Raw genomic sequence first — 20712 nt, forward strand, 5'->3', positions numbered from 1 at the left:
AATCTAATGTTTATTTGATGTTGTAAGACTTTTTGAATATTTAAATCAGTGGAATGATATTGAAAGAAATGGGGAAAAGAATCAGGCAATTTATATATTGTACTCCTGCAAATATGCAACAATGATACGGATGGGGTCTTATTGGAGGTTCGTTTTTAATTTCCAAAAAGCATAAATGAATTTTCAGAACTGTGAAGCCATTTTATGAATTTAAATTTTGACTATAAGAAGACTGATCACATCTATAAATTATTGTGGATACTGGTATCTGTATTATCCGCAATTAAAGGAATTTATAATTGGGTCATAGATAAAAGCATAAATCTCAAATTGGTGGGGATAACTATTCTGCTTTTATTGATAGGCCTGCTATATTTTTATAAGAATAAAAAAGTAGAATCGAGTGTATCCAAAGATGCCAGAGTACCAAAATTTCCATTTAAAATTAGAAGACGCTTTTACTATCTAATTTGGGGTTTAATGATTGGTTTGATCTGCTTGTCAGGATTCTATCTGTACGAGATATATAGGCCAACAACAGATTTGAAAATTATGGTCTTCAAAATAGAGGGCCCTAAATCAGACGAATATAGAGTATCTGACATCATTTTGAATGAACTCAAAAGAAACCTTCAAAATACGTATAATGTCACTCTGATTAGTGTCGATGACACTTTAAGCGAAACGGACGGTTCAGATAAGGCGAAAGAATTGGGGGAGGATAATAATGCTTCAATTGTTATCTGGGGCTACTATGCTTTAACCAAAACAAAATTATCTGTTAAAATCAATTTTGAAGATTTGCAAACCAAAATTTTCAAATTCCACAATAAAAGTGATATAACCAGTACATTATTGGACAGTAAATCTTTATTGAACGAGGTTAACAATCGATTTTTCAGTTTTGATATTAATTTAGTTGAAAACCTAGTGTCTCAAAAAACAATTTCTAAATATGTTGCATCCACCATAAGTACATTAATGGGGGTTGTGCACTATAATTTGGGAAATTATAATGAAGCCAAGTCTTATTTTCTAAAGGGCACTTCCGATTACCAATTAATGCCCAACAAAAAAATTCTTGATTATCAATATTTAGGATTAACAAATGCCAATATTGGAAATTTGGAAAAAGCGATTGAGTATTATGATGCGCTAATTAAAGCATTTCCTGATAATACAATTTATCGTAATGCTCGTTGTTTTTTTTACTTGGAGCAAAAAGAATATGATAAGGCTTTGGATGATCTTAATAAATTGATTGATTTAGGCTCTATCACACCAGAATCATTTAATAAAAGAGCAGTCGCCAATATTGGACTAAATAAGTTTAATGCGGCAATTGTCGATGCTCGAAACGCAATATCACTGGATTCAACTTATTTTAGGGCCTACAATAATTTGTCAATCTCCAAATTGCATCAACAAGATTTGGATAGTGCTCTTTACTTTATTGATTTGGCAATCAAATTTCAACCACAAAAACCCAGTTATATGGTTAACAAGGCAAGAGTTTTGGTTGAAATGAAAAAGTACAAGGAAGCAGAGAAATACTGTCTAAAGGCAAGAAAAATTGATCAAGAGAATGTTTCAACATATATCACCTTAGTGGATATATACAACCGCCAAAAGAAATTTGGCAAAGCCAAAAAAGAATTAGGATTGTTGAAGAAATTAGGGTCAAATGATCCGGATATTTTTAATCAACAGGCAAGGGTGGATTTGAATAATGGTAATGCTGAAAAAGCGTTGAATAATTTTAACAAAGCAATTAGCATTAATCCAAAAGAACCTATTTTTTATTTAGGTAGGGGGGCTGCTTTTCATTATTTAAAAGAATATAAAAATGCTGTTGAAGATTACTCAGTTTTTATCAAAGTAAGGCCAAATAATTTTAAAGGATATCTTCATAGGGGTACAACTTATGCAATCATGGAAGATTTTGACAGATCAACTAGTGATTTTGACAGATTTTTTGATTTAGTGCCTAATTTTGAAAATGAATTGATGGATTTAACCAAGGATCTAAGAGACTTTTCCAAGATTATGGTTAATATCAGTAATTTTTTATCTAACAAAGGGCAAATCGAGAAGGCCATGAGGTATATAAACTATGCAATTAAAATTGATGAAACAAATTCTGAAGCATATTATACCAGAGGTAAAATAAAAGCAGAAAATGGAAATTTTGAGGCAGGATTAAGAGATATTAATTCTAGTATCAAAATCTCACCCAATAACATTTTTTATTATTTCAATAGAATTAAAATTCTGTTGTATTTGAAAGATTTTGATGGGGCATTAAGGGATTATGATACGATAGTTCAATTGGACAATAAGAATATTGAGGCATATGTTGGAAGGGCTAATTTGAATAAGGAATTAGGTAATTATAAAGATGCTTGTCATGATTGGCAGGTTTTAAGTCGTTTAGGGTACAATTCTGCACAAAATTATATTCTTCAATTCTGTAATTAAAAATCGAGTTTGATTAAGGAAATGAAGAATATGGGGAAAATATGGGGAATTTTCATTTTTTAAAATAAAAAATCCCTAATAACCAAAGAGTTAAAAGGGATTTAAGTACTCGAGGCGGGACTTGAACCCGCACGGCCACAATGGCCATTGGATTTTAAGTCCAACGTGTCTACCAATTCCACCACTCGAGCAGGACTTAAACAAAAAACTCCACCCTTGATGACTGAGCGGAGTCGAAGTCGAGCGAAAAACGGGATTCGAACCCGCGACCTCCACCTTGGCAAGGTGATGCTCTACCAACTGAGCTATTTTCGCATATTAAGCGAATAGCTTGTGAACCAAAATCCTCTAAAGATTTTATGCTCTACTCCCGATATACAACATCGGGAAGCTATTTTCGCATTTTAAAGAACATCAACAGCATCAGTTACTGCCGATGCGGATGCAAATTTAAAACATTTCCGCAAAAAAGAAAGAAATATTTTAAGAGGTGGCCTTTTTCTTTTTTCCCAATAATCGTTTGATCTCATTGAGCTTCATCAAGGCCTCTACAGGGGTAAGGGTGTCAATATCCAAATGCAGGATTTCCTCTTTGATTTCCTCCAACAAAGGATCATCCAGATTAAAAAAGCTCAATTGCATTTCTTGTTGCGATGCTTCCAGTTTATCCGATATCTCCTCACTGGAGTGGGATTTTTCGAGTTTTTTCAGGATTTTATTGGCTTTTTGGATCACTTGTTGCGGCATTCCGGCCATTTTGGCAACATGGATTCCAAAACTGTGTTCACTTCCACCAGGTACAAGTTTGCGAAGGAAAAGTACATTGTCCTTCAATTCTTTGACCGAAACATTGTAGTTTTTGATACGCCCAAAGGTGTTGGTCATTTCATTGAGTTCGTGATAATGTGTCGCAAATAATGTCTTTGCCTTGGATGGATGTTCATGTAGGTATTCCGAAATGGCCCAGGCTATGGAAATGCCATCATAGGTACTGGTTCCCCGACCGATTTCATCCAATAAGACCAAGCTTCGTTCCGAAAGATTGTTCAAGATGGAGGCCGTTTCGTTCATTTCCACCATAAAAGTGGATTCACCCATGGAAATATTGTCACTTGCCCCAACACGCGTAAAAATCTTGTCCACAACCCCAATATTGGCCGAGGAAGCTGGCACAAAACTCCCCATTTGAGCGAGTAGCACGATAAGAGCGGTTTGCCGGAGTATGGCCGATTTACCACTCATATTAGGCCCAGTGATCATAATAATTTGTTGCTCATCACGATTCAAAACAACATCGTTGGTGATATAGCTTTCACCCAATGGCAATTGTTTTTCAATGACTGGATGACGTCCATCTTTAATTTCAAGACCGGTAGATTTGTCCATGTTGGGGAAGACATAATCGTGCTCTTTGGCAAGCTGGGCAAATCCCGAAAGGCAGTCCAATTGGGCAATCAATTGTGCATTTTTTTGCACCGGAACAATATATTCTTGCAGCCATACCAAAAGCTGTTCAAATAGTTGTTGTTCCAACTGCAAAATACGTTCCTCAGCGCCCAATATCTTGGCTTCGTATTCTTTAAGCTCTTCCGTGATATACCGCTCGGCATTGACCAAGGTCTGCTTGCGAATCCAAGATTCAGGGACTTTGTCCTTATGGGTATTTCGAACCTCGATATAATAACCAAAAACATTGTTGGAGGCTATTTTAAGGGAGGTAATACCAGTAAGCTCTGTTTCCCGCTCCAACATCTTATCTAGATAGTCCTTACTTGAAAAAGCTAGGTTTCGCAGCTCATCCAGTTCTTCGGAATATCCCGTTGCAATGGTATTTCCTTTTTGAAGATTTATCGGAGCCTCTTCATTGAGCATTTCCTTCACTTTGGCGCGAAGTACTTCACAATCATCCAATTGCTCACCAATGTGTTGAAGCGATGCATTTGTGCTTTCACTGGCCAATTGTTTTATCGGCCCGACAGCTTCCAATGAGTTTTTTAATTGGATGACTTCCTTCGGATTAATTTTTCCCGTGGCAAGTTTGGAAATCAGGCGTTCCAAGTCGCCCATTTGTTTTATCCAATGCTGTGTTTTGTCGAGTTGTGATTCTTCTTCCTTCAAATAGGAAACCACCTGATGGCGCTCTTGGATCTTCTCCATATTTTTTAAGGGCAGGGCCAACCAACGTTTTAAAAGTCGACCCCCCATAGGGGATATGGTCTTGTCGATAATATCCAACAAGGTTACCGCATTGAGGTTATGGGAATGATACAGTTCAAGGTTACGGATGGTGAAGCGATCCATCCAAACATACTCCTCCTCAGCAATACGTTGAATTTTGTTGATATGCTGTAACTGTCGATGTTGGGTTTCGGATAGATAGTGAAGCACAGCACCCGAGGAAATTACCCCGTTTCCTAGATGGTCGATACCAAAACCTTTTAGGTTTTTGGTTTTAAAATGATTCGTCAGACTTTCATGGGCATAATCCTCCTGAAAAATCCAATCCTCTAGATAAAAACTGTGGAATTGGGCCCCAAAGAGATCCAAAAACTCTTTTTTATGTGCTTTGGAAATCAAAACCTCGTTCGGTCCAAAGTTCTGCAGCAATTTATCGACCTGTTCGGCTGAGCCTTCTGAGGTCAAGAATTCCCCCGTTGAAATGTCCAGAAAGGAAATGCCAAATTTGCTACGCCCAAAATGGACCGCACACAGGAAATTATTCTGTTTGGCAGATAAAATATCGTCGTTTATGGCAACCCCTGGTGTCACCAGTTCCGTTACCCCGCGTTTTACGATGCTTTTGGTCAATTTTGGGTCTTCCAGTTGGTCACAGATGGCCACACGTTGACCGGCTTTCACCAATTTAGGCAAATAGGTGTTGAGCGAGTGGTGCGGAAAACCTGCCAATTCGGTCTTGTCCCCACCATTGTTTCTATGGGTAAGGATGATGCCCAGAATTTTACTTGCCTTTATCGCGTCTTCTCCAAAAGTCTCATAAAAATCCCCCACACGAAAAAGCAAGAGCGCATCAGGGTGTTTAACCTTGATGGCATTGTACTGTTGCATTAATGGGGTTACTTTCTTTGTTTTTGAAGAAGCTGCCAAAGCGATGGATTTTCCGTTATTTTTGAACCGGGTAAAAACGAAAATACCGTTTTCTCCATAGATCAAAAATTTTTGTTGATATTTTCACTTGGATGTTGAAAACCTATGCAATGAGCACAAACAAATTTTAAAATGGATGAGTCGTAAACTGGAAAACAGCGAATTGGACCGGCTGGATATCGAAGGCTTCAAAAATGTGGAGAAGTCCCCCATTATTTTGATTTTGGACAATATCCGAAGTTTAAACAATATTGGATCGGTATTTCGCACCGCCGATGCCTTTCTGGTGAAAAAAATCTATTTGTGCGGTATAACGGCCACTCCACCGCACAAAGACATTAGAAAGACGGCACTTGGCGCTACGGATAGTGTAGATTGGGAATATCGAGAAAACACTCTTGAACTGGTAAAAGAACTTCAAGAGGCCAAAATTAAAGTAATAACCGTTGAACAGGCGGAGAATTCCACAATGCTGCATGATATTAATGTGAATGCCGACCAGACGATGGCCTTTGTTTTTGGTAATGAGGTAAAAGGTGTTTTGCAGGAAGTGGTTTCTGCTAGCGATATGGTTTTGGAAATCCCACAATTCGGAACAAAACACTCCCTGAATATTTCTGTAAGCGTTGGAGTAGTGGTTTGGGATATCTGGTCAAAAGCCTATGCTTCTAAAACAAAAAAGCCCTGAGAATTCAGGGCTAAACATATAGTTTGAGTTAGTTAGTTCCTCTATAAAGAGAGGGCTAATAAAATAAAACCATTCGTTATATCCAAACTTTTTCAGAAAATTCTCTTAAAAAATTGATAAAAGGATCTGGTCCGAAAGTGCCTCCAAAATGGTGTTGTAATCGTTTGGTTGGTCCACAAAATCGAGCTCACTGATATCCAAAATCATGCTATTTTGATTAGGATGGCCTTTGATAAAGTCCAAATACCCCCTGTTTATCTGTTCCAAGTAAGAAGGACTAATGTTTTGCTCGTAATCCCTTCCTCTTTTTTTGATATTGTCCAACAAACGTTCGGTATTTTGATAGAGGTACAGGTAAATTTCCGGTTTTTTGACCTCCTTGTACATAAAGTTGAACACCTTTCGATATAAGTCGAATTCTTCTTGCTGCAAGGTGATTTTGGCGAAAATCAACGACTTGAAGATGTCATAATCGCTGATCATAAAGTTCTTAAAAAGGTCGAACTGCGAAGTGTCGTCCGTAAATTGCTGGTATCTATCCGCCAAAAAGGACATTTCGAGCGGAAACGCATAACGGGATTGATCCTCATAGAATTTGGGAAGAAAAGGATTGTCCGCAAAACGCTCCAAAACCAGTTTTGCATTAAAATCTGCGGCAATCATTTTGGATAAGGTGGTTTTTCCAGCACCGATATTACCTTCGACAGCAATAAATTGAAGCTGGGAAAAAAGCTCCAGTCGATTTTTAAAAAGCTTGTGTGTAGTTTTCTTTAGCTGGTTTCGATCTTTACATTGCTGCAGCAGATTTCGGATATCCTTGTTCAATACCGGATGGTAATACTGGGGAGCAATATCAGCCAGAGGTCGGAGCACAAAATTTCTATCGACCATGCTGGGATGTGGTATGGTCAGCTCGTCCGTATTAATGATTTCATTCCCATAAAGGATAATGTCTATATCCAGGGTTCTGGAACGGTAACCTTCCTGCTCACTTCGTTCACGACCAAAATCCCTTTCAATTTGTAATAAGGTTTCAAGCAAATTTGATGCGGGAAGTTCGGTCTCGACCGTGATACACGTGTTTAAAAAATCATCTCCCTCAAAACCCACGGCAGGGTTTTCATATACTGATGATACTGCAAGAATTTCCCCAGCTTTTTTTTGAATGCTGAACAAGGCATTTTGTAGGGTGAGAAAGCGGTTGCCCATGTTGCTTCCCAAAGAAAGATATACCTGTTGTTTTTGACCCATAATCAGAAAAACAAAGTAAACAAAACAATATAACAATGGTTATATTTGACCAAGAATAAAATTTTTTTAATGAATTTTTTGAGAAATCTTTTAGCCTCAATTTTAGGAAGTTTGGTGGCGTTTGGTTTGCTGTTCGGTATGTTCATGATATTTCTGGCGTTGGTGGGCAGTGCGGATGATGGGGTTGTGGTAAAAAGAAACTCCATTTTGGAAATAAGTTTTACTGAACCCATTCGAGATTACTTGGGTAAGGATGAAAAGGACCCGTTCGGAGGACTTTGGGATGATGAAGCGGGACTTGATGAGATTGTACACGCCATAAAAGTGGCCGCTGGGGATGAAAAAATAAAAGGAATTAGCCTAACCACCAGTTTTGTGCAGGCCGGTCTTGCTCAGGTGCAAGAGATACGCAAGGCACTTAAAGACTTCAAGGGAACCGGAAAGTTCATTTATGCACATTCCGATTTCTTTACGCAAAAAGACTATTATTTGGCCAGCATAGCTGATGAAGTTTATCTGAATCCGGTTGGAGGTATGGATTTTAAGGGGTTATCCACTGAAGTACTGTATTTTAAGGATTTACAGGAAAAAACGGGTGTCAAAATGGAGGTGATTCGTCACGGAAAATATAAAAGTGCCGTGGAGCCCTACCTTTCCGATAAAATGAGCCCCGAAAATCGGGAACAAATACAAGAACTCATTACCTCCTTGTGGAGGGAGATGCTCACAGAGATTGGTTCATCAAGGGGAATGAGTGTAGATAGACTTAATGTCATTGCCGATACGCTTGGGGGGCGCACCCCAAAGTTTGCGGTTGCCTCGGGCTTGGTCGATGGAAACCTATATTTCGATGAGTATGAGAATCTGATAAAGACGAATATTGGACTCGATGAGGATGACGACATCAATTATGTGAGTTTCCAAGATTACGTTCCATTGTCCAGCGGAACCAAATACCATTTAGGGAAGGATAAGATTGCCGTGGTTTATGCCCAAGGTGAGATTTATTATGGTGAGGGTTCAAAAGAATTTATCGGACAGGGTTTGATAACAAAAGCGTTGCAAAGAGCCGCAGACAGTGAAAGTGTCAAGGCGATTGTATTACGTATCGATTCCCCAGGGGGAAGTGCTCTGGTTTCCGATATTATTTGGCGCGAAGTGGAATTGGCCAAGCAAGAAAAACCGGTTGTGGTTTCCTTTGGGAATGTTGCAGCCTCTGGAGGATATTATATTGGGGTTGGGGGAGATAAAATTTATGCCGAGCCAACCACCATCACGGGATCTATAGGGGTGTTCGGAACCATTCCCAATGTAAGTGAACTTGCAGGCAATGTCGGAATCAATGCAGAGCAGGTGGGAACCAATAAAAATTCGGTTGACTATTCACTGTTTGAGCCCATGACGAGTTCATTTCGTGATGTGGTGCAAGAAGGCATCGAGGATACCTACAACACCTTTTTGGAGCGTGTGGCATCTGGAAGAAATATGAGTGTCGAAGAAGTGGATGTGCTGGCCCAGGGTAGGGTTTGGAGTGGTGTAGATGCCAAGGAAAATGGCTTGGTGGACGAATTGGGAAGTTTGGAAGATGCCATTGCCGCTGCCGCTGAAATGGCCGAATTGGATGCGTTCGGTATTCGAAAATATCCCAAATACAAGTCCGATTTTGAACGTTTTATGGAGAATTTCGGAGGTGCAAAGGCCAAAATGGGAGAAGCTTTGATTCAGGAAGAAATCGGAAATGAAGCCTATCAAATGCTGAAAGAGTTCAAACAGTTTACCCAACAAAAAGGAATCCAGGCCAAAATGCCATTTAGTCTTAACATCAAATAATGGGATGACGCAAAAAGATAAAAGAGTTGCGTTTTCCATTTACCTCTATTTAGGGGCATTGTTCATCACTTCGTTGGTAGTGTCCAATCTTATATTTCAAAAATTCTTCTATTGGAACCCATTTGGGGATGTGACTATTTTTGGAGCGCCCCTATTTGAAATTTCAGTTGGGATTTTACCCTATCCCATCACATTTTTGATAACGGACCTTATTTCGGAGATTTTTGGCAAAAAGAAGGCGAACCAGGTCGTTGTAGCCGGTATTTTTGCCTCCTTCTTTTCCTTGTTGATTGTCACAACGGCTTCTGCCGCTCCAGCAACCGATTGGTCTCCGGTATCCAATGAAATGTTCAATTCCGTATTTGGAAATACCATTGTAGCTGTTTTTGCCTCGATGATGGCCTATCTGTTGGCTCAATTTGTGGATATACAGCTCTATCACTTCTGGAAAAGGCTTACTAAGGGCAAATATCTATGGCTTAGAAATAACTTTTCAACCTTTTCTTCCCAGCTTATAGATACCTTTACAGTAGTCTTGCTATTGTGCAGTTTCGGGGAGATTCCATGGGAACTTTTTTACGGACTTGTGATCAGTGGATTTGTTTTTAAGGTTTTTATTGCACTCCTCGACACCCCTTTGCTCTATCTTTTCGTATATCTAATACGGAGAAGATTTAACCTAAAATTAGGGGAAGAAATTGCCCTTAATTAAGGGCTTCTTGCTTATTTTGTTGTTTTAAACGCCCAAATTATGAGAACTAAAGCCTTAAAAATCACTGGCATAACCCTACTTATCCTGATTGCATTGATTGTTGCCTTGCCCTTATTGCTAGAGGGGAAGATAGCCGACATCATCAAAAACAAGGTGAACAATAGCATCAATGCGACCCTGGATTTTGAAAGTGCAAGCCTGAGCTTGATCAAGAGTTTTCCCAATGCCCATGTGGAGCTGGAACAACTGTCACTTGTAAATAACGCACCTTTTGAAGGTGATACCTTGTTTGCATCTGACCGGATAGCGCTCAAAATGTCCATCAATGAACTGTTTAAAACAGCTGAGGAACCGATTACCATAAAAAGCCTGCTGGTGGATGGAGCAAAGCTCCATATTAGGGTTGATGAGTCCGAAAATGCGAACTACGATATTGGTAAAACAGATGAAAGCGTAGCTTCGACCGAAAGCGGGGAATCTTCCAATTTTACCTTGGCGATGGATGCTTATGAAATTACCAATTCCGAAATCATGTATAGTGATATGGTCAGTGGCATGCATCTTGCAATTTCCGAGCTGAATCATTCCGGAACCGGTGATCTGTCCTTGGAAACTTCAGAATTAAAGACGATGACCGATGCCTTGGTGTCTTTTGAGCTGGACAGCACCAAATATTTGAACAATAACAAACTCTTTCTGGATGCTTTGATCGGCATAGACCTTACCCAAAACAAATACTCCTTTTTGGAAAACAAGGCCATGGTCAACCAACTCCCTTTGGTTTTTGATGGATTTGTGCAAGTAAATGAAGAAAATCAGGAGGTGGATATCACGTTTAAGACCCCTTCCTCAGATTTCAAAAACTTCTTGGCGGTGATACCCGAGGTTTATTCGAAAAACATTGAAGGCGTCCAAACCACTGGAAACTTTGAAGTAGCTGGGCAGTTTAAGGGCGTGGTGGATGAAGAGCATATACCTACATTCAACATCAGGATAAATTCGGAAAATGCCTCTTTTAAGTATCCTGACCTGCCCAAATCGGTTCAAAATATCTACATCGATACCGAAATCAATAATACGACCGGAATAGTGGAGGATACCTATGTTGACATTAAGAATGCAATGTTCACTATCGACCGTGATAGGTTTGAATTAAAGTCTAAAATGAGCGATTTAATGGGTAATACCAAGGTGAATGCCCATTTGGATGGGAAAATGGATTTGGCTAACATTTCAAAGGCCTATCCGGTTCCTGCGGACTATAATTTGAAAGGTATTCTTGTGGCAGATGTAACCACCGCTTTTGATATGGCTTCATTGGAAAACAACCAGTATCAAAACACAAAGACCAACGGAAATTTGGCGCTGTCTGATTTTGAATATGCTTCTTCGGAACTTAAAAATCCAGTGGCGATCAATTCCGCGGCTATAACTTTTACCCCGGAAACCGTTTCGTTGAATTCCTTTAAAGGAAAAACAGGACAAACAGATTTTAATGCCACAGGTACTTTGACGAACCTACTTGGGTTTATGTTCAATGATGAAAATATAAAAGGGGACTTTTCGCTTGCTTCAAACACGTTTGCTCTGAACGACTTTATGGTTGAGGAGGAAAGGTCAGATGAAGATAATGGCAATACAGGTTCAGAAGGGGAGGAGCGCATCAAGATTCCTTCTTTTTTGGATTGTACGATCAATGCCTCTGCTGGAACAGTGCTGTACGATAACCTTAATCTGAAAAATGTGAAGGGCACATTGCTCATCAAAGATGAAACCGCAACGGTACAAAACTTGACATCCGATTTGTTCGGTGGTACTTTGGGAGTTTCCGGTGCCGTTTCTACCAAAGATGAAACCTCGACCTTCGACATGGATTTGGGAATGAACAATTTTAATATCGGGGAATCCTTTTCTTCATTGGAACTTTTTAAGGTATTGGCTCCTTTGGCCAATGCACTTCAAGGAAAACTGAATTCAGATATTAAAATATCCGGGAATTTGAAGGAAGATTTCACCCCAAATTTGGCGTCTATATCAGGTGATGTGCTGGCAGAATTGTTATCCACCAAAGTGAACGCCCAGAATGCACCTTTGCTGTCAGCAATGAGCAGCAATCTTAACTTTTTGAACACGGACGATTTGGATTTAAGTGATTTGAAAACTGCTCTGAGTTTTGATAATGGATCGGTCAAAGTGAAACCATTTGCCTTAAAATATAAAGACATAGCGGTTAACGTGGATGGCAGCCATACCTTTGACAAGCAGTTGCAGTACACGGCCACATTGGATGTGCCTGCAAAGTATTTGGGAAAAGATGTGAACAATCTGATAGCTAAAATGGATGACCCAAGCTTGAAGGATATTACCATTCCCGTAGTCGCCAATATAGGTGGAAATTATACCAACCCCTCCGTAAGTACGGATTTGAGTTCAGGGGTTTCCAAATTGACCAAGCAGCTGGTGGAAATCCAAAAGCAAAAGCTGGTAAACCAAGGAAAGGACACCGCCAAGGATCTATTGTCCGATGTGTTTGCCAAAGATGACAAAGATTCCACCGAAACAGAATCTTCTGGGGTCAAGGAAGCACTAGGAAGCCTTTTGGGAGGAAAAAAAGAAGATAGTACCCAAACAAATGACACCACAAGTGCTGAGGATCCTGTAAAAAATACTGCGAAGTCTATTTTAGGAGGAATTTTGGGTAAAAAGAAAAAGGATACCGTTAATAACTAATCCAGTAATGCCATTACCGGTAGGTGGTCCGAAGGATACAATCCATTTTTTCTTCGATCATCAATGGTACGGAAACTTTGCACCTGTATGTTTTTTGTAAAGATATAGTCGATGCGCCTTGTGAGATCTTCGTTTGGATTAAAGCCGTTAAAGGTTCCTATAGGGCCATAGGCTGGTTTTGAACTCTTTTCGAAGGCATCTTGAAGTTCCGTACCTAAAATTTGGATTGGGCTTTCTTCGGGATGGCTGTTCAGGTCCCCGATCACTGTAATGCGTTCATTGGCAATTCCCATTTCCTTAATAAGTTCAAGGACTTGTTTTGAGGAATTTTCCCTGGCCAATTCACCTATATGGTCATAGTGACAATTAAATACATGAATGATTTGCCCTGTGTTTTTATCATTGAACTTTGCGTAGGTGACGATGCGCTCCATCGAAGCATCCCATCCGACCGAAACAACCTTGGGTGTTTCGGACAGCCAATAGGTTTTTGTGTTTAGTAACTCGAGATTTTCGGTATTGAAGAAGATTGCGGCATATTCCCCTTTTTGTTTTCCATCATCCCTTCCTACACCCGCAAAAGCGTAATTGTTCAGGGTATCATCCAAATAGTTTACTTGCTCATACAGTCCTTCCTGAATGCCTAAAATATCAGGTTTGTAATAGTCTATCAATGTTGCGACATCTTGTTTCCGGTTTTCCCACCAGTTTTCGTTATCTCCTGGATTGTTGTACCTGATGTTATAGGTCATGATGGAACTTTGGGATTTCAACCCAAATGCAATGAGCATTAAAAGAACCGTTAATTTTAGCTTTTTCATTTTTCAGTTTTGCCGGTTAGATAGTGTTGGCCAATTAGTCGAAGATGTGTTTTTCATAATCTTTCCACCATGTATCTATGTCGACCTTTGGTTTTCTACAAATGTAAAGTGGAATTTCGTTTTCTTCTTCGATGGCATATTTGTGGGTTATGGTTTTTATTAACGTTACTTCTTCAAAAACAGATTCTACAGAATTTTTTTCGTTTCCAATGCTAATCCAAACTTTGGCATTTTTATTTCCATATCCCCAACTCCAAAAACTACCATGTCTGCTTATAGGGTTAGGTAGTCCATGTTTTTTCCCCAAGATTTTTATGGCTCCTGCCTCACCATAATTTTCCGCCCAGATTACGCAATCATTGGGTTGTATAGTTTCAAAAGACCTATAAACACTATCTACCAATTTCACTTGCTCTTCCCAACCAAACATGTCGGCATAATCATTGGTCAGTTTTATGCGCCCGTTTTTTTCCTCAAGATTTTGATATGCCACAAAACTTTCGATGGGTAAAATTGGAGCTGCTTTTGGAATAAATCCTACCGATGAAATTAGCAGCAGACCAACAATTATATAAACAAATCGAGGTTTTTTGGATAGCAACGATTCAATTTTTACGGCCCCAGCTGCAAATAATACAGGATAAATAGCGAAAAGGTAATATGCCTTGGATTTAAGTAGCCATAGGGCAAAAAATATAACTAGGGTGGATATACCAACGGCTCTATATTTTTTTAAACGTTCATCTATTAAAAATGCCGATAGGCCAAATAGACTTACCACCAATGTAAACGGAAAAGACGCTTGTACAGATACAAAATCAAAACTGCCCGATTTATCAAGCTGAAATTTGCTAAGCGCCTGCATATGTTTTAAAAGAGGAAAGTCATGTTCAAATTGCCAGATAATATTGGGAAGTAGGATCAAAAGGGATATAAGACCAGAAATATATAACCAAGGATTTTTAAATAGTTTTCCTTTTTGATAGAACAAAAGACCAACGGTCAATCCAAAGGCCCAAACGAGCATGGTGTATTTATTCATTAGACCAATACCGAGGGTGATTCCAGTGAAAACTAAGAACTTTTTGTCATTTGAGTTGATAAACCGGATTACAAAGTAAAATCCCAGCGTCCAAAATAATTGGTCAAAGGCAACGGGCTGGAATAAGGTATGGTTGCGATAAAAGGGCAAAAAAGATAAAATACAAACACCTGCGATCAAAACTGCCTTCAATTTTCCTCCTAACTCTTTTGCCATATAACAGCACAAGATTAAGATACCCACACCTGCCAATGTTGGGAAAAGCCTAAGTCCTGATAGGGAATGACCAAAAAGCCATACTGAAATCTTGCCCAATACAGCAATCATTGGTGGAAATTCCATAAACCCCCAATCTAGATGCTCGCCTACGGACACATGAAGAAGTTCATCACGATGAAAACCATAATTTTGATTGCCAATACAATGAATCACCAATTTTATGATGGATAGAGTGAGAATTAGTGGCAGGTACTTCTTCATGCTGTGACTCTAATGTATGGATAATCTAACAGGGAAACTTTAGGTTACGAGTTTCTTTTGCTGTTTCAAATCGATGTTTTCACAAATTATTCAAACAATTCAATGGTATAATCCAAAAGCTCTGTCCCCCCACTTTTGCCATGTCCAGGAATGACAATTTTCAAGTCGGGAAATTCTTGTTTGACCTTTTCCACGGTTTCCGGCCATGCAAGCACGTCCGCATCTTCCAGATTGCCCTTGCCCGCTTTTACCGACTTCACAAGACAACCCCCGAATAATGCTTCCTCTTCGGGAACATAACCAACCACGTTGTCAATGGTGTGACCCGCACCGAAATGTTTGGTAAAAACTGATGCTTCACCTACTTTAATTTCTATGCTGTCCTCAAAACCCTGTTGCGGTAAAAGTTCCAAAGCTTTTTGTTTGAGTAGGCCTATGGTTTTTTGACTGCCATATGATGCTATGCCTAGGCCATGAAATTGACCTAACCCTCCCCAACAATCCTTATGGAAATGAGTGACCACAACAGCAACAATTTCCTTTTTCTGTTCCTTTTCAATCCATTCAATGAGTTCTTTGGAAGCATCATCGTCCGTTGGAGTGTCAAAGACTATCGCTTCATCTTGGTTGAAATAAACCATGCCATTACAGCCTACTTTTCCAAAATCATTGGTTTGCAAATACGAAACATGCCTAAAAATTGACTTGTTTAGAGCTTCAATTTTCAAAGTCTCCGATTCATAGGACGGTTGCTTGTTTTTGTTGGAACAGCTACAAAGCAGGACCACGAGGGTCAAAAAGAGAAGTGTTTTTTTCATTGGGAATACTAGGAAGAGCTAAAATTACTTAACGTCGATACCAACATAATACCCTTCACTTCCCCTGATATTGAAGACAGTGCTGTCCTCAAAAAGCAAATATTGTCCCTTTATACCTTTAAGAACGCCGGTATAACTTGGTGTTTTGTCCAAATTCAGACTTTTAACTTTTTCCGGATACTGCTTTACCGGAAAATCCATTTGGGTTTCAACATTCGAATCAATAAAGTACTCAAGCACCTCGTCAGGGACATTGGATTTTAACTTGCTTCGCCATTCCACTAAGTCAACATCTTCTATGGTATTGGTAAGCATTTTACGCCAACTAGTCTTATCGCTTACGTGTTCTTTAAGCGCTACTTCGGTGATGCCTGCCAAGTATCTATTTGGTACTTCCACAATTTCAATGGCCTCATGCGCACCTTGATCTATCCATCGGGTAGGCACTTGCGTTTTTCGGGTTACCCCGACCTTGACATTGCTGCTGTTGGCCAAATACACTATATGCGGCTGTAATTGCACCTTTTTCTCATATTCCAAATCACGGTCTTCCTTGTCCAAATGTGCAGTGCTCAGCTCGGGTTTCATGATCCAATCCCCGGCTGCAGGAGATTCGTAAAAGCATGATTTGCAAAACCCTTGACGATAAATGGGTCTTTCCCTTCCACAATTCAAACATTGGTATTTTATGAAATCGATTTGTATTTGTTTATCCAACAATTGGTTCATGTTTAGAAAATCGTTCTCAAAAACCAAATAATACTGAATGGGATTCCCTAGTTCGGTTTGCATTTTGCGCAGTACACCTTCGAAAAGCATAATGGAATGGATATGTTTTTAGACTGATTTGAAAATGAAGGTAAGATGATCTATTTTAGCTTTAGCACCCAACCTCGTTATAGGTTAAAGATACCTAAAAATGCCAATACCATTATTCAATTCCATAGCTTCTTGGTTACTTAAAAAACGCTATCACCAAATTGAGCTTTTTTTAAAATATCCTTTGGATGTACAGGAAGAAGTACTTGAGCATTTGGTAGACTATTCAAAGAACACGGTACTAGGCAAAGAGTATGGTTTTGGTGATATAGAAAAGTATGAGGATTTTGCGAATAGAGTGCCCATTGTCAACTATGAGGACGTCGCCGATTTGATAGAGCGGAGTCGAAGGGGGGAACAAAATCTGTTTTGGCCGACTTCGATAAAATGGTTCGCCAAGAGCAGCGGTACTACCAACGCCAAAAGTAAGTTTATACCGGTAAGTACGGAAGCGTTGGAGGACTGCCATTATAAATCGAGCAAGGATTTACTTTGTTTATACCTCAACAACAACGAGAATTCGCAACTTTTTACAGGAAAAAGTTTGAGACTTGGCGGTAGCAAAAAAATATATGAGGACAATGGTACTTTCTTTGGTGACCTTTCCGCAATCTTAATTGATAATATGCCGCTCTGGGCCGAATATAGTAGTACCCCGAGCAATAAGGTATCGCTTATGAGCGATTGGGAACCCAAGTTGAAGGCAATAATTGAAGAGAGTATCCAAGAAAATGTGACAAGCCTGGCGGGAGTTCCTTCGTGGATGCTGGTGCTGCTCAATGATGTATTGGAAAAGACCGGTAAAAACCATCTTTTTGAGATTTGGGAGAACCTTGAGGTGTATTTTCACGGGGGAGTGAGTTTTGCGCCATATCGCGACCAGTACAAACGGTTACTTCCAAGGAAAAACTTCAATTATTACGAGACCTATAATGCCTCGGAAGGCTTTTTTGCGATTCAGGATAGAAACAATTCCCAAGACCTTCTTTTAATGCTGGACTACGGTATTTTCTATGAGTTCATTCCTATGAATACCTGCGGAAAAGAAGAAAAGGCCGTTCCCCTTTGGGATGTTGAGGTAGGGGTCAATTATGCCATGGTGATAAGCACGAATGCCGGCTTATGGCGATACAAAATCGGGGATACGGTGCGCTTTACTTCGATAAATCCCTATAGAATCCGTATTACAGGCAGAACCAAACACTTTATCAATGCCTTTGGTGAGGAACTCATCATTGAAAATGCAGAGGAGGCACTAAATCAGATATGCCAAAAGACGGATGCCCAAATCATGGATTATACGGCAGCTCCTATATTTATGAACGGGAGTGAAAAGGGGGCTCATGAATGGATCATAGAATTTAGAAAACCACCCCAAGATGTGGCCTACTTTACAGAATTCTTGGACAACGCACTCAAATCCCTGAATTCGGACTATGAAGCCAAGCGCTATAATAACATTACACTTCGGATGCCCAAGGTACATGTCGCACGACAAAACCTTTTCCATGACTGGTTAAAATCCAAGAACAAATTGGGTGGACAGCACAAGATTCCCCGCTTGTCCAATGAAAGGGCATATATTGACGAATTGCTTCAAATGAACGAGATTTCTTAACTTCCCAAAGTTCTCAATGGATTTCAGGGCGGTTTTTAATCTATTTCTCATCGTAGGAGCCATACAGGGTTTTGTCTTTGCATTTGCCACATTTGCAATGCGAAGGAAAATCGAAAAGCCCATTCTTTTCCTCAACCTTTTTGTTGTATTACTTTCCCTGAACAACCTTCAGTCTTGGTTGATCGATAAGAACCTTCTGGAGTATGAAAATGTCACCGCATATCTAACCATACCTTGGTATATCCTTATTGTACCAGCATTTTACACATTTCTTTTGCATTACCTGGGGATGGAAAGAAAAAGATCCACCTTACTTGGATATGGGGTGGCCTTCTTTTTATTGGCCGCGGCGATCCGCTTTTATTTGATACATGCTGTTGTCGAACAAACCATATCCATCCATATACTGGAGAGGTACAATCTCATCGAAGATTTTTTAACCTTATCGTACTCGATTTATCTCTATGTGAAGTGCATCTCCTTGCTTAAAAAACATAGGAATCAGTATGCTGAGATTTTAGTTTATGATGATCTCACCTGGATTGTGCATTTTTTGCGATGGGGAGCTTTGGTATTTCTTTTTTGGGGGATTGCCGTATGGATAAACAGCACTACACAAATTATTAAACCGCCGTATTCCTATTATCCTCTGCGCTTAACATCCTCTATTCTGATTTATTGGGTGGCATATAAAGCTTTTTTTAGATATAGATTGTTAAAGGATAGGGTAGGACTTCGTGCGGTACTTAAATCGAAGCGGGAAAAGAATACAGTTCCAGGTCAAGCCAAAAATGCTAGGGACAAATTCACTTTTGACCAATTCGATGCTTTTGTACTTGAAAACAAACTTTTTCTAGATCCAAACTTAAGTTTGGACAAGGTTGCAACGGAATTGCAGATTGGGGTCAGTACCTTGTCCAAGGTAGTCAACGAGGAACAAATCAGTTTTTCAGATTACATCAATACACTTCGGGTAAACGAGTCCAAGCGAATCTTGAAAGACCCTGATTTTGAGGCCTACACCATTGTGGCTATTGGTTTAGAGTGTGGATTCAACTCAAAATCTACCTTTTATCAAGCATTTAAAAAAGTTACTGGTAAAACACCTTCCGAATACCGGGGTTAATCTTCTAAGTTGAGTTTGTCCGGATTTTTCCAAATTGGAAATTATTGGACATCCCTTTTTTTATGGTCCGATAGTTTTGAGTGAAATCTAAAAACTATCCAATCATGCGAACTATAAGTATTTCCTTCCTGCTTTGTTTGTTGCTGCAAAGCTGTCATTCCTATAAAAGTCTAAATAATGGCAAAGAACAATTACTGGTAGACAAAAAATACAAGCTTAAGCTGGGTCGCTATGAAAACAAGTATATCAAGGTTAAAATAACCGAATTGACCGATACCGCGATCATTGGCATTTCAAAAGGAGAAGAAATCCAGATATTGTACAAAGATATCTGGGAGGTGAAAAAACGAAAGTTCTCTGCTTTTAAGACACTGTTGCTGGTAGCAACTGTCTTTGTTGGAGGGTTGGTCATTTATTTAATAGAAGGGCCTAATTTGGGAAATATAGGCTACTTCACACTTCCCATGTAAGTCTCTGGATACAAAATAGCTAGATGAACAGCAGATTTACGAAAACGTTTTCGTAAATCTCGCCTTTTATCGAGCAAACCCCTATTTTGGTCAAATAAATATGGATTTTCTTCGTTTATGAGTGAAGTTTGATTCAGAAATTTTGAGTTCCCTCATCTTAATAAACTGAATAGAAGTAAAGTTATGGCTGAAAAACTAGTTATTATCTCCGATATGTGGGGGGTGAAAAAAGGACTTTGGATTACCTCATATTTTGGATATCTCCAACAATATTACAACATCCAATTTTATGATTGCCAACAATTGGGCAATATAGATACACCGGTTTCGAGTGAAGAAAATATCCATAAAGCTTTTGTGGAAGGCGGAATTGATACTGCCGTTGCCCATTTGCTTAAAAAAGAGACCGAAGCTAGCCACTATTTGGCATTTAGTACCGGGGGGACAGTTGCATGGAAGGCAGCCTTAAAAGGATTGCCCATGAAATCGCTTACTGCAATCTCACCTACCAGGATCAGACTCGAAAATGAGAAACCGGACATCCCTATGAATCTAATTTATGGAGGAAAGGACGATTTCCGCCCGAGTGACGATTGGGCCAACGGGATTGGAGCAGAAATCAATGTGATTCCCAACTTTGGACATCAATTGTATTCTGATGAAAAAATCATTGCTGATGTGTGCTTGAACCTTTTGGATAAGGTGACTAAAAAAGCGGTGTAAC

15 protein-coding genes and 2 tRNA genes are annotated in these 20712 nt (G+C 39.5%); 9 read left to right on the forward strand and 8 right to left on the reverse strand.

All coding sequences use genetic code 11. The features are described 5' to 3' along the window. Positions 1–204 precede the first annotated feature (204 nt). A complete protein-coding gene (locus tag ACULLH_RS05600) occupies positions 205–2478 on the forward strand; it encodes a tetratricopeptide repeat protein (protein ID WP_454087738.1) in 2274 nt (757 codons plus the stop codon). Positions 2479–2584: 106 nt separating this feature from the next. Here the strand turns inward: ACULLH_RS05600 and ACULLH_RS05605 are convergent. The 3 genes from ACULLH_RS05605 to mutS form a co-directional block, all read right to left on the reverse strand. Further along, positions 2585–2669: transfer RNA gene (locus ACULLH_RS05605), tRNA-Leu, on the reverse strand. A gap of 51 nt (positions 2670–2720) precedes the next feature. After that, positions 2721–2793: transfer RNA gene (locus tag ACULLH_RS05610), tRNA-Gly, on the reverse strand. Positions 2794–2961: 168 nt separating this feature from the next. Continuing rightward, positions 2962–5544 carry a DNA mismatch repair protein MutS gene (mutS, locus tag ACULLH_RS05615; RefSeq protein ID WP_454087959.1) on the reverse strand — a complete coding sequence of 861 codons (2583 nt, stop codon included), beginning with the start codon at positions 5542–5544 and terminating at the stop codon, positions 2962–2964. A gap of 175 nt (positions 5545–5719) precedes the next feature. Between mutS and ACULLH_RS05620 the strand changes: the two genes are divergently transcribed. Then, positions 5720–6271 (forward strand): RNA methyltransferase, encoded by a 552-nt coding sequence (locus ACULLH_RS05620; protein WP_454087739.1) that lies wholly within the window; start codon positions 5720–5722, stop codon positions 6269–6271. Positions 6272–6376: 105 nt separating this feature from the next. Here ACULLH_RS05620 and folK read toward each other — a convergent pair whose 3' ends face one another. Continuing rightward, entirely contained in the window at positions 6377–7522 is a 1146-nt protein-coding gene (folK, locus tag ACULLH_RS05625) for a 2-amino-4-hydroxy-6-hydroxymethyldihydropteridine diphosphokinase (RefSeq protein WP_454087740.1), read from the reverse strand. 69 nt (positions 7523–7591) lie between these two features. Here folK and sppA point away from each other — a divergent pair, with 69 nt between their 5' ends. From sppA to ACULLH_RS05640, 3 genes are read left to right on the forward strand one after another with little or no spacing between them, the layout of a single operon-like run. Next, positions 7592–9352: a signal peptide peptidase SppA gene (sppA, locus tag ACULLH_RS05630; RefSeq protein WP_454087741.1), complete on the forward strand. Its 1761-nt coding sequence runs from the start codon at positions 7592–7594 to the stop codon at positions 9350–9352. A gap of 4 nt (positions 9353–9356) precedes the next feature. After that, positions 9357–10064, forward strand: coding sequence for a queuosine precursor transporter (locus tag ACULLH_RS05635; protein WP_454087742.1), 708 nt, complete (start codon positions 9357–9359; stop codon positions 10062–10064). Between the two features lie 39 nt (positions 10065–10103). Then, a complete protein-coding gene (locus ACULLH_RS05640) occupies positions 10104–12794 on the forward strand; it encodes an AsmA family protein (RefSeq protein ID WP_454087743.1) in 2691 nt (896 codons plus the stop codon). Here the strand turns inward: ACULLH_RS05640 and ACULLH_RS05645 are convergent. The 4 genes from ACULLH_RS05645 to ACULLH_RS05660 all read right to left on the reverse strand — a co-directional run bounded on the left by ACULLH_RS05645 (position 12791) and on the right by ACULLH_RS05660 (position 16774). Then, positions 12791–13615 (reverse strand): endonuclease/exonuclease/phosphatase family protein, encoded by an 825-nt coding sequence (locus ACULLH_RS05645; RefSeq protein WP_454087744.1) that lies wholly within the window; start codon positions 13613–13615, stop codon positions 12791–12793. The two genes, ACULLH_RS05640 and ACULLH_RS05645, sit on opposite strands and share 4 nt — an antisense overlap. Positions 13616–13649: 34 nt before the next feature. Beyond that, positions 13650–15137: an ArnT family glycosyltransferase gene (locus ACULLH_RS05650; RefSeq protein ID WP_454087745.1), complete on the reverse strand. Its 1488-nt coding sequence runs from the start codon at positions 15135–15137 to the stop codon at positions 13650–13652. 86 nt (positions 15138–15223) lie between these two features. Continuing rightward, on the reverse strand, positions 15224–15955 hold the full coding sequence (bla, locus tag ACULLH_RS05655; RefSeq protein ID WP_454087746.1) for a subclass B1 metallo-beta-lactamase: 732 nt from the start codon (positions 15953–15955) through the stop codon (positions 15224–15226). Between the two features lie 24 nt (positions 15956–15979). After that, positions 15980–16774: a DUF2797 domain-containing protein gene (locus tag ACULLH_RS05660; RefSeq protein WP_454087747.1), complete on the reverse strand. Its 795-nt coding sequence runs from the start codon at positions 16772–16774 to the stop codon at positions 15980–15982. Between the two features lie 100 nt (positions 16775–16874). Here ACULLH_RS05660 and ACULLH_RS05665 point away from each other — a divergent pair, with 100 nt between their 5' ends. From ACULLH_RS05665 to ACULLH_RS05680, 4 genes are all read left to right on the forward strand, one after another. Then, positions 16875–18392 carry a GH3 auxin-responsive promoter family protein gene (locus ACULLH_RS05665; protein ID WP_454087748.1) on the forward strand — a complete coding sequence of 506 codons (1518 nt, stop codon included), beginning with the start codon at positions 16875–16877 and terminating at the stop codon, positions 18390–18392. 16 nt (positions 18393–18408) lie between these two features. After that, complete coding sequence (locus ACULLH_RS05670) at positions 18409–19518, forward strand: helix-turn-helix domain-containing protein (protein WP_454087749.1); 1110 nt, start codon at positions 18409–18411, stop codon at positions 19516–19518. Between the two features lie 104 nt (positions 19519–19622). Then, the gene (locus ACULLH_RS05675; protein ID WP_454087750.1) at positions 19623–19988 is read left to right on the forward strand and encodes a hypothetical protein; all 366 of its coding nucleotides are present in this window, start codon (positions 19623–19625) and stop codon (positions 19986–19988) included. Between the two features lie 183 nt (positions 19989–20171). Further along, positions 20172–20711, forward strand: a complete 540-nt coding sequence (locus ACULLH_RS05680) for a hypothetical protein (RefSeq protein WP_454087751.1) — start codon at positions 20172–20174, stop codon at positions 20709–20711. Position 20712: the final 1 nt, after the last annotated feature.

It is taken from the genome of Flagellimonas sp. 2504JD4-2, from assembly GCF_053642935.1.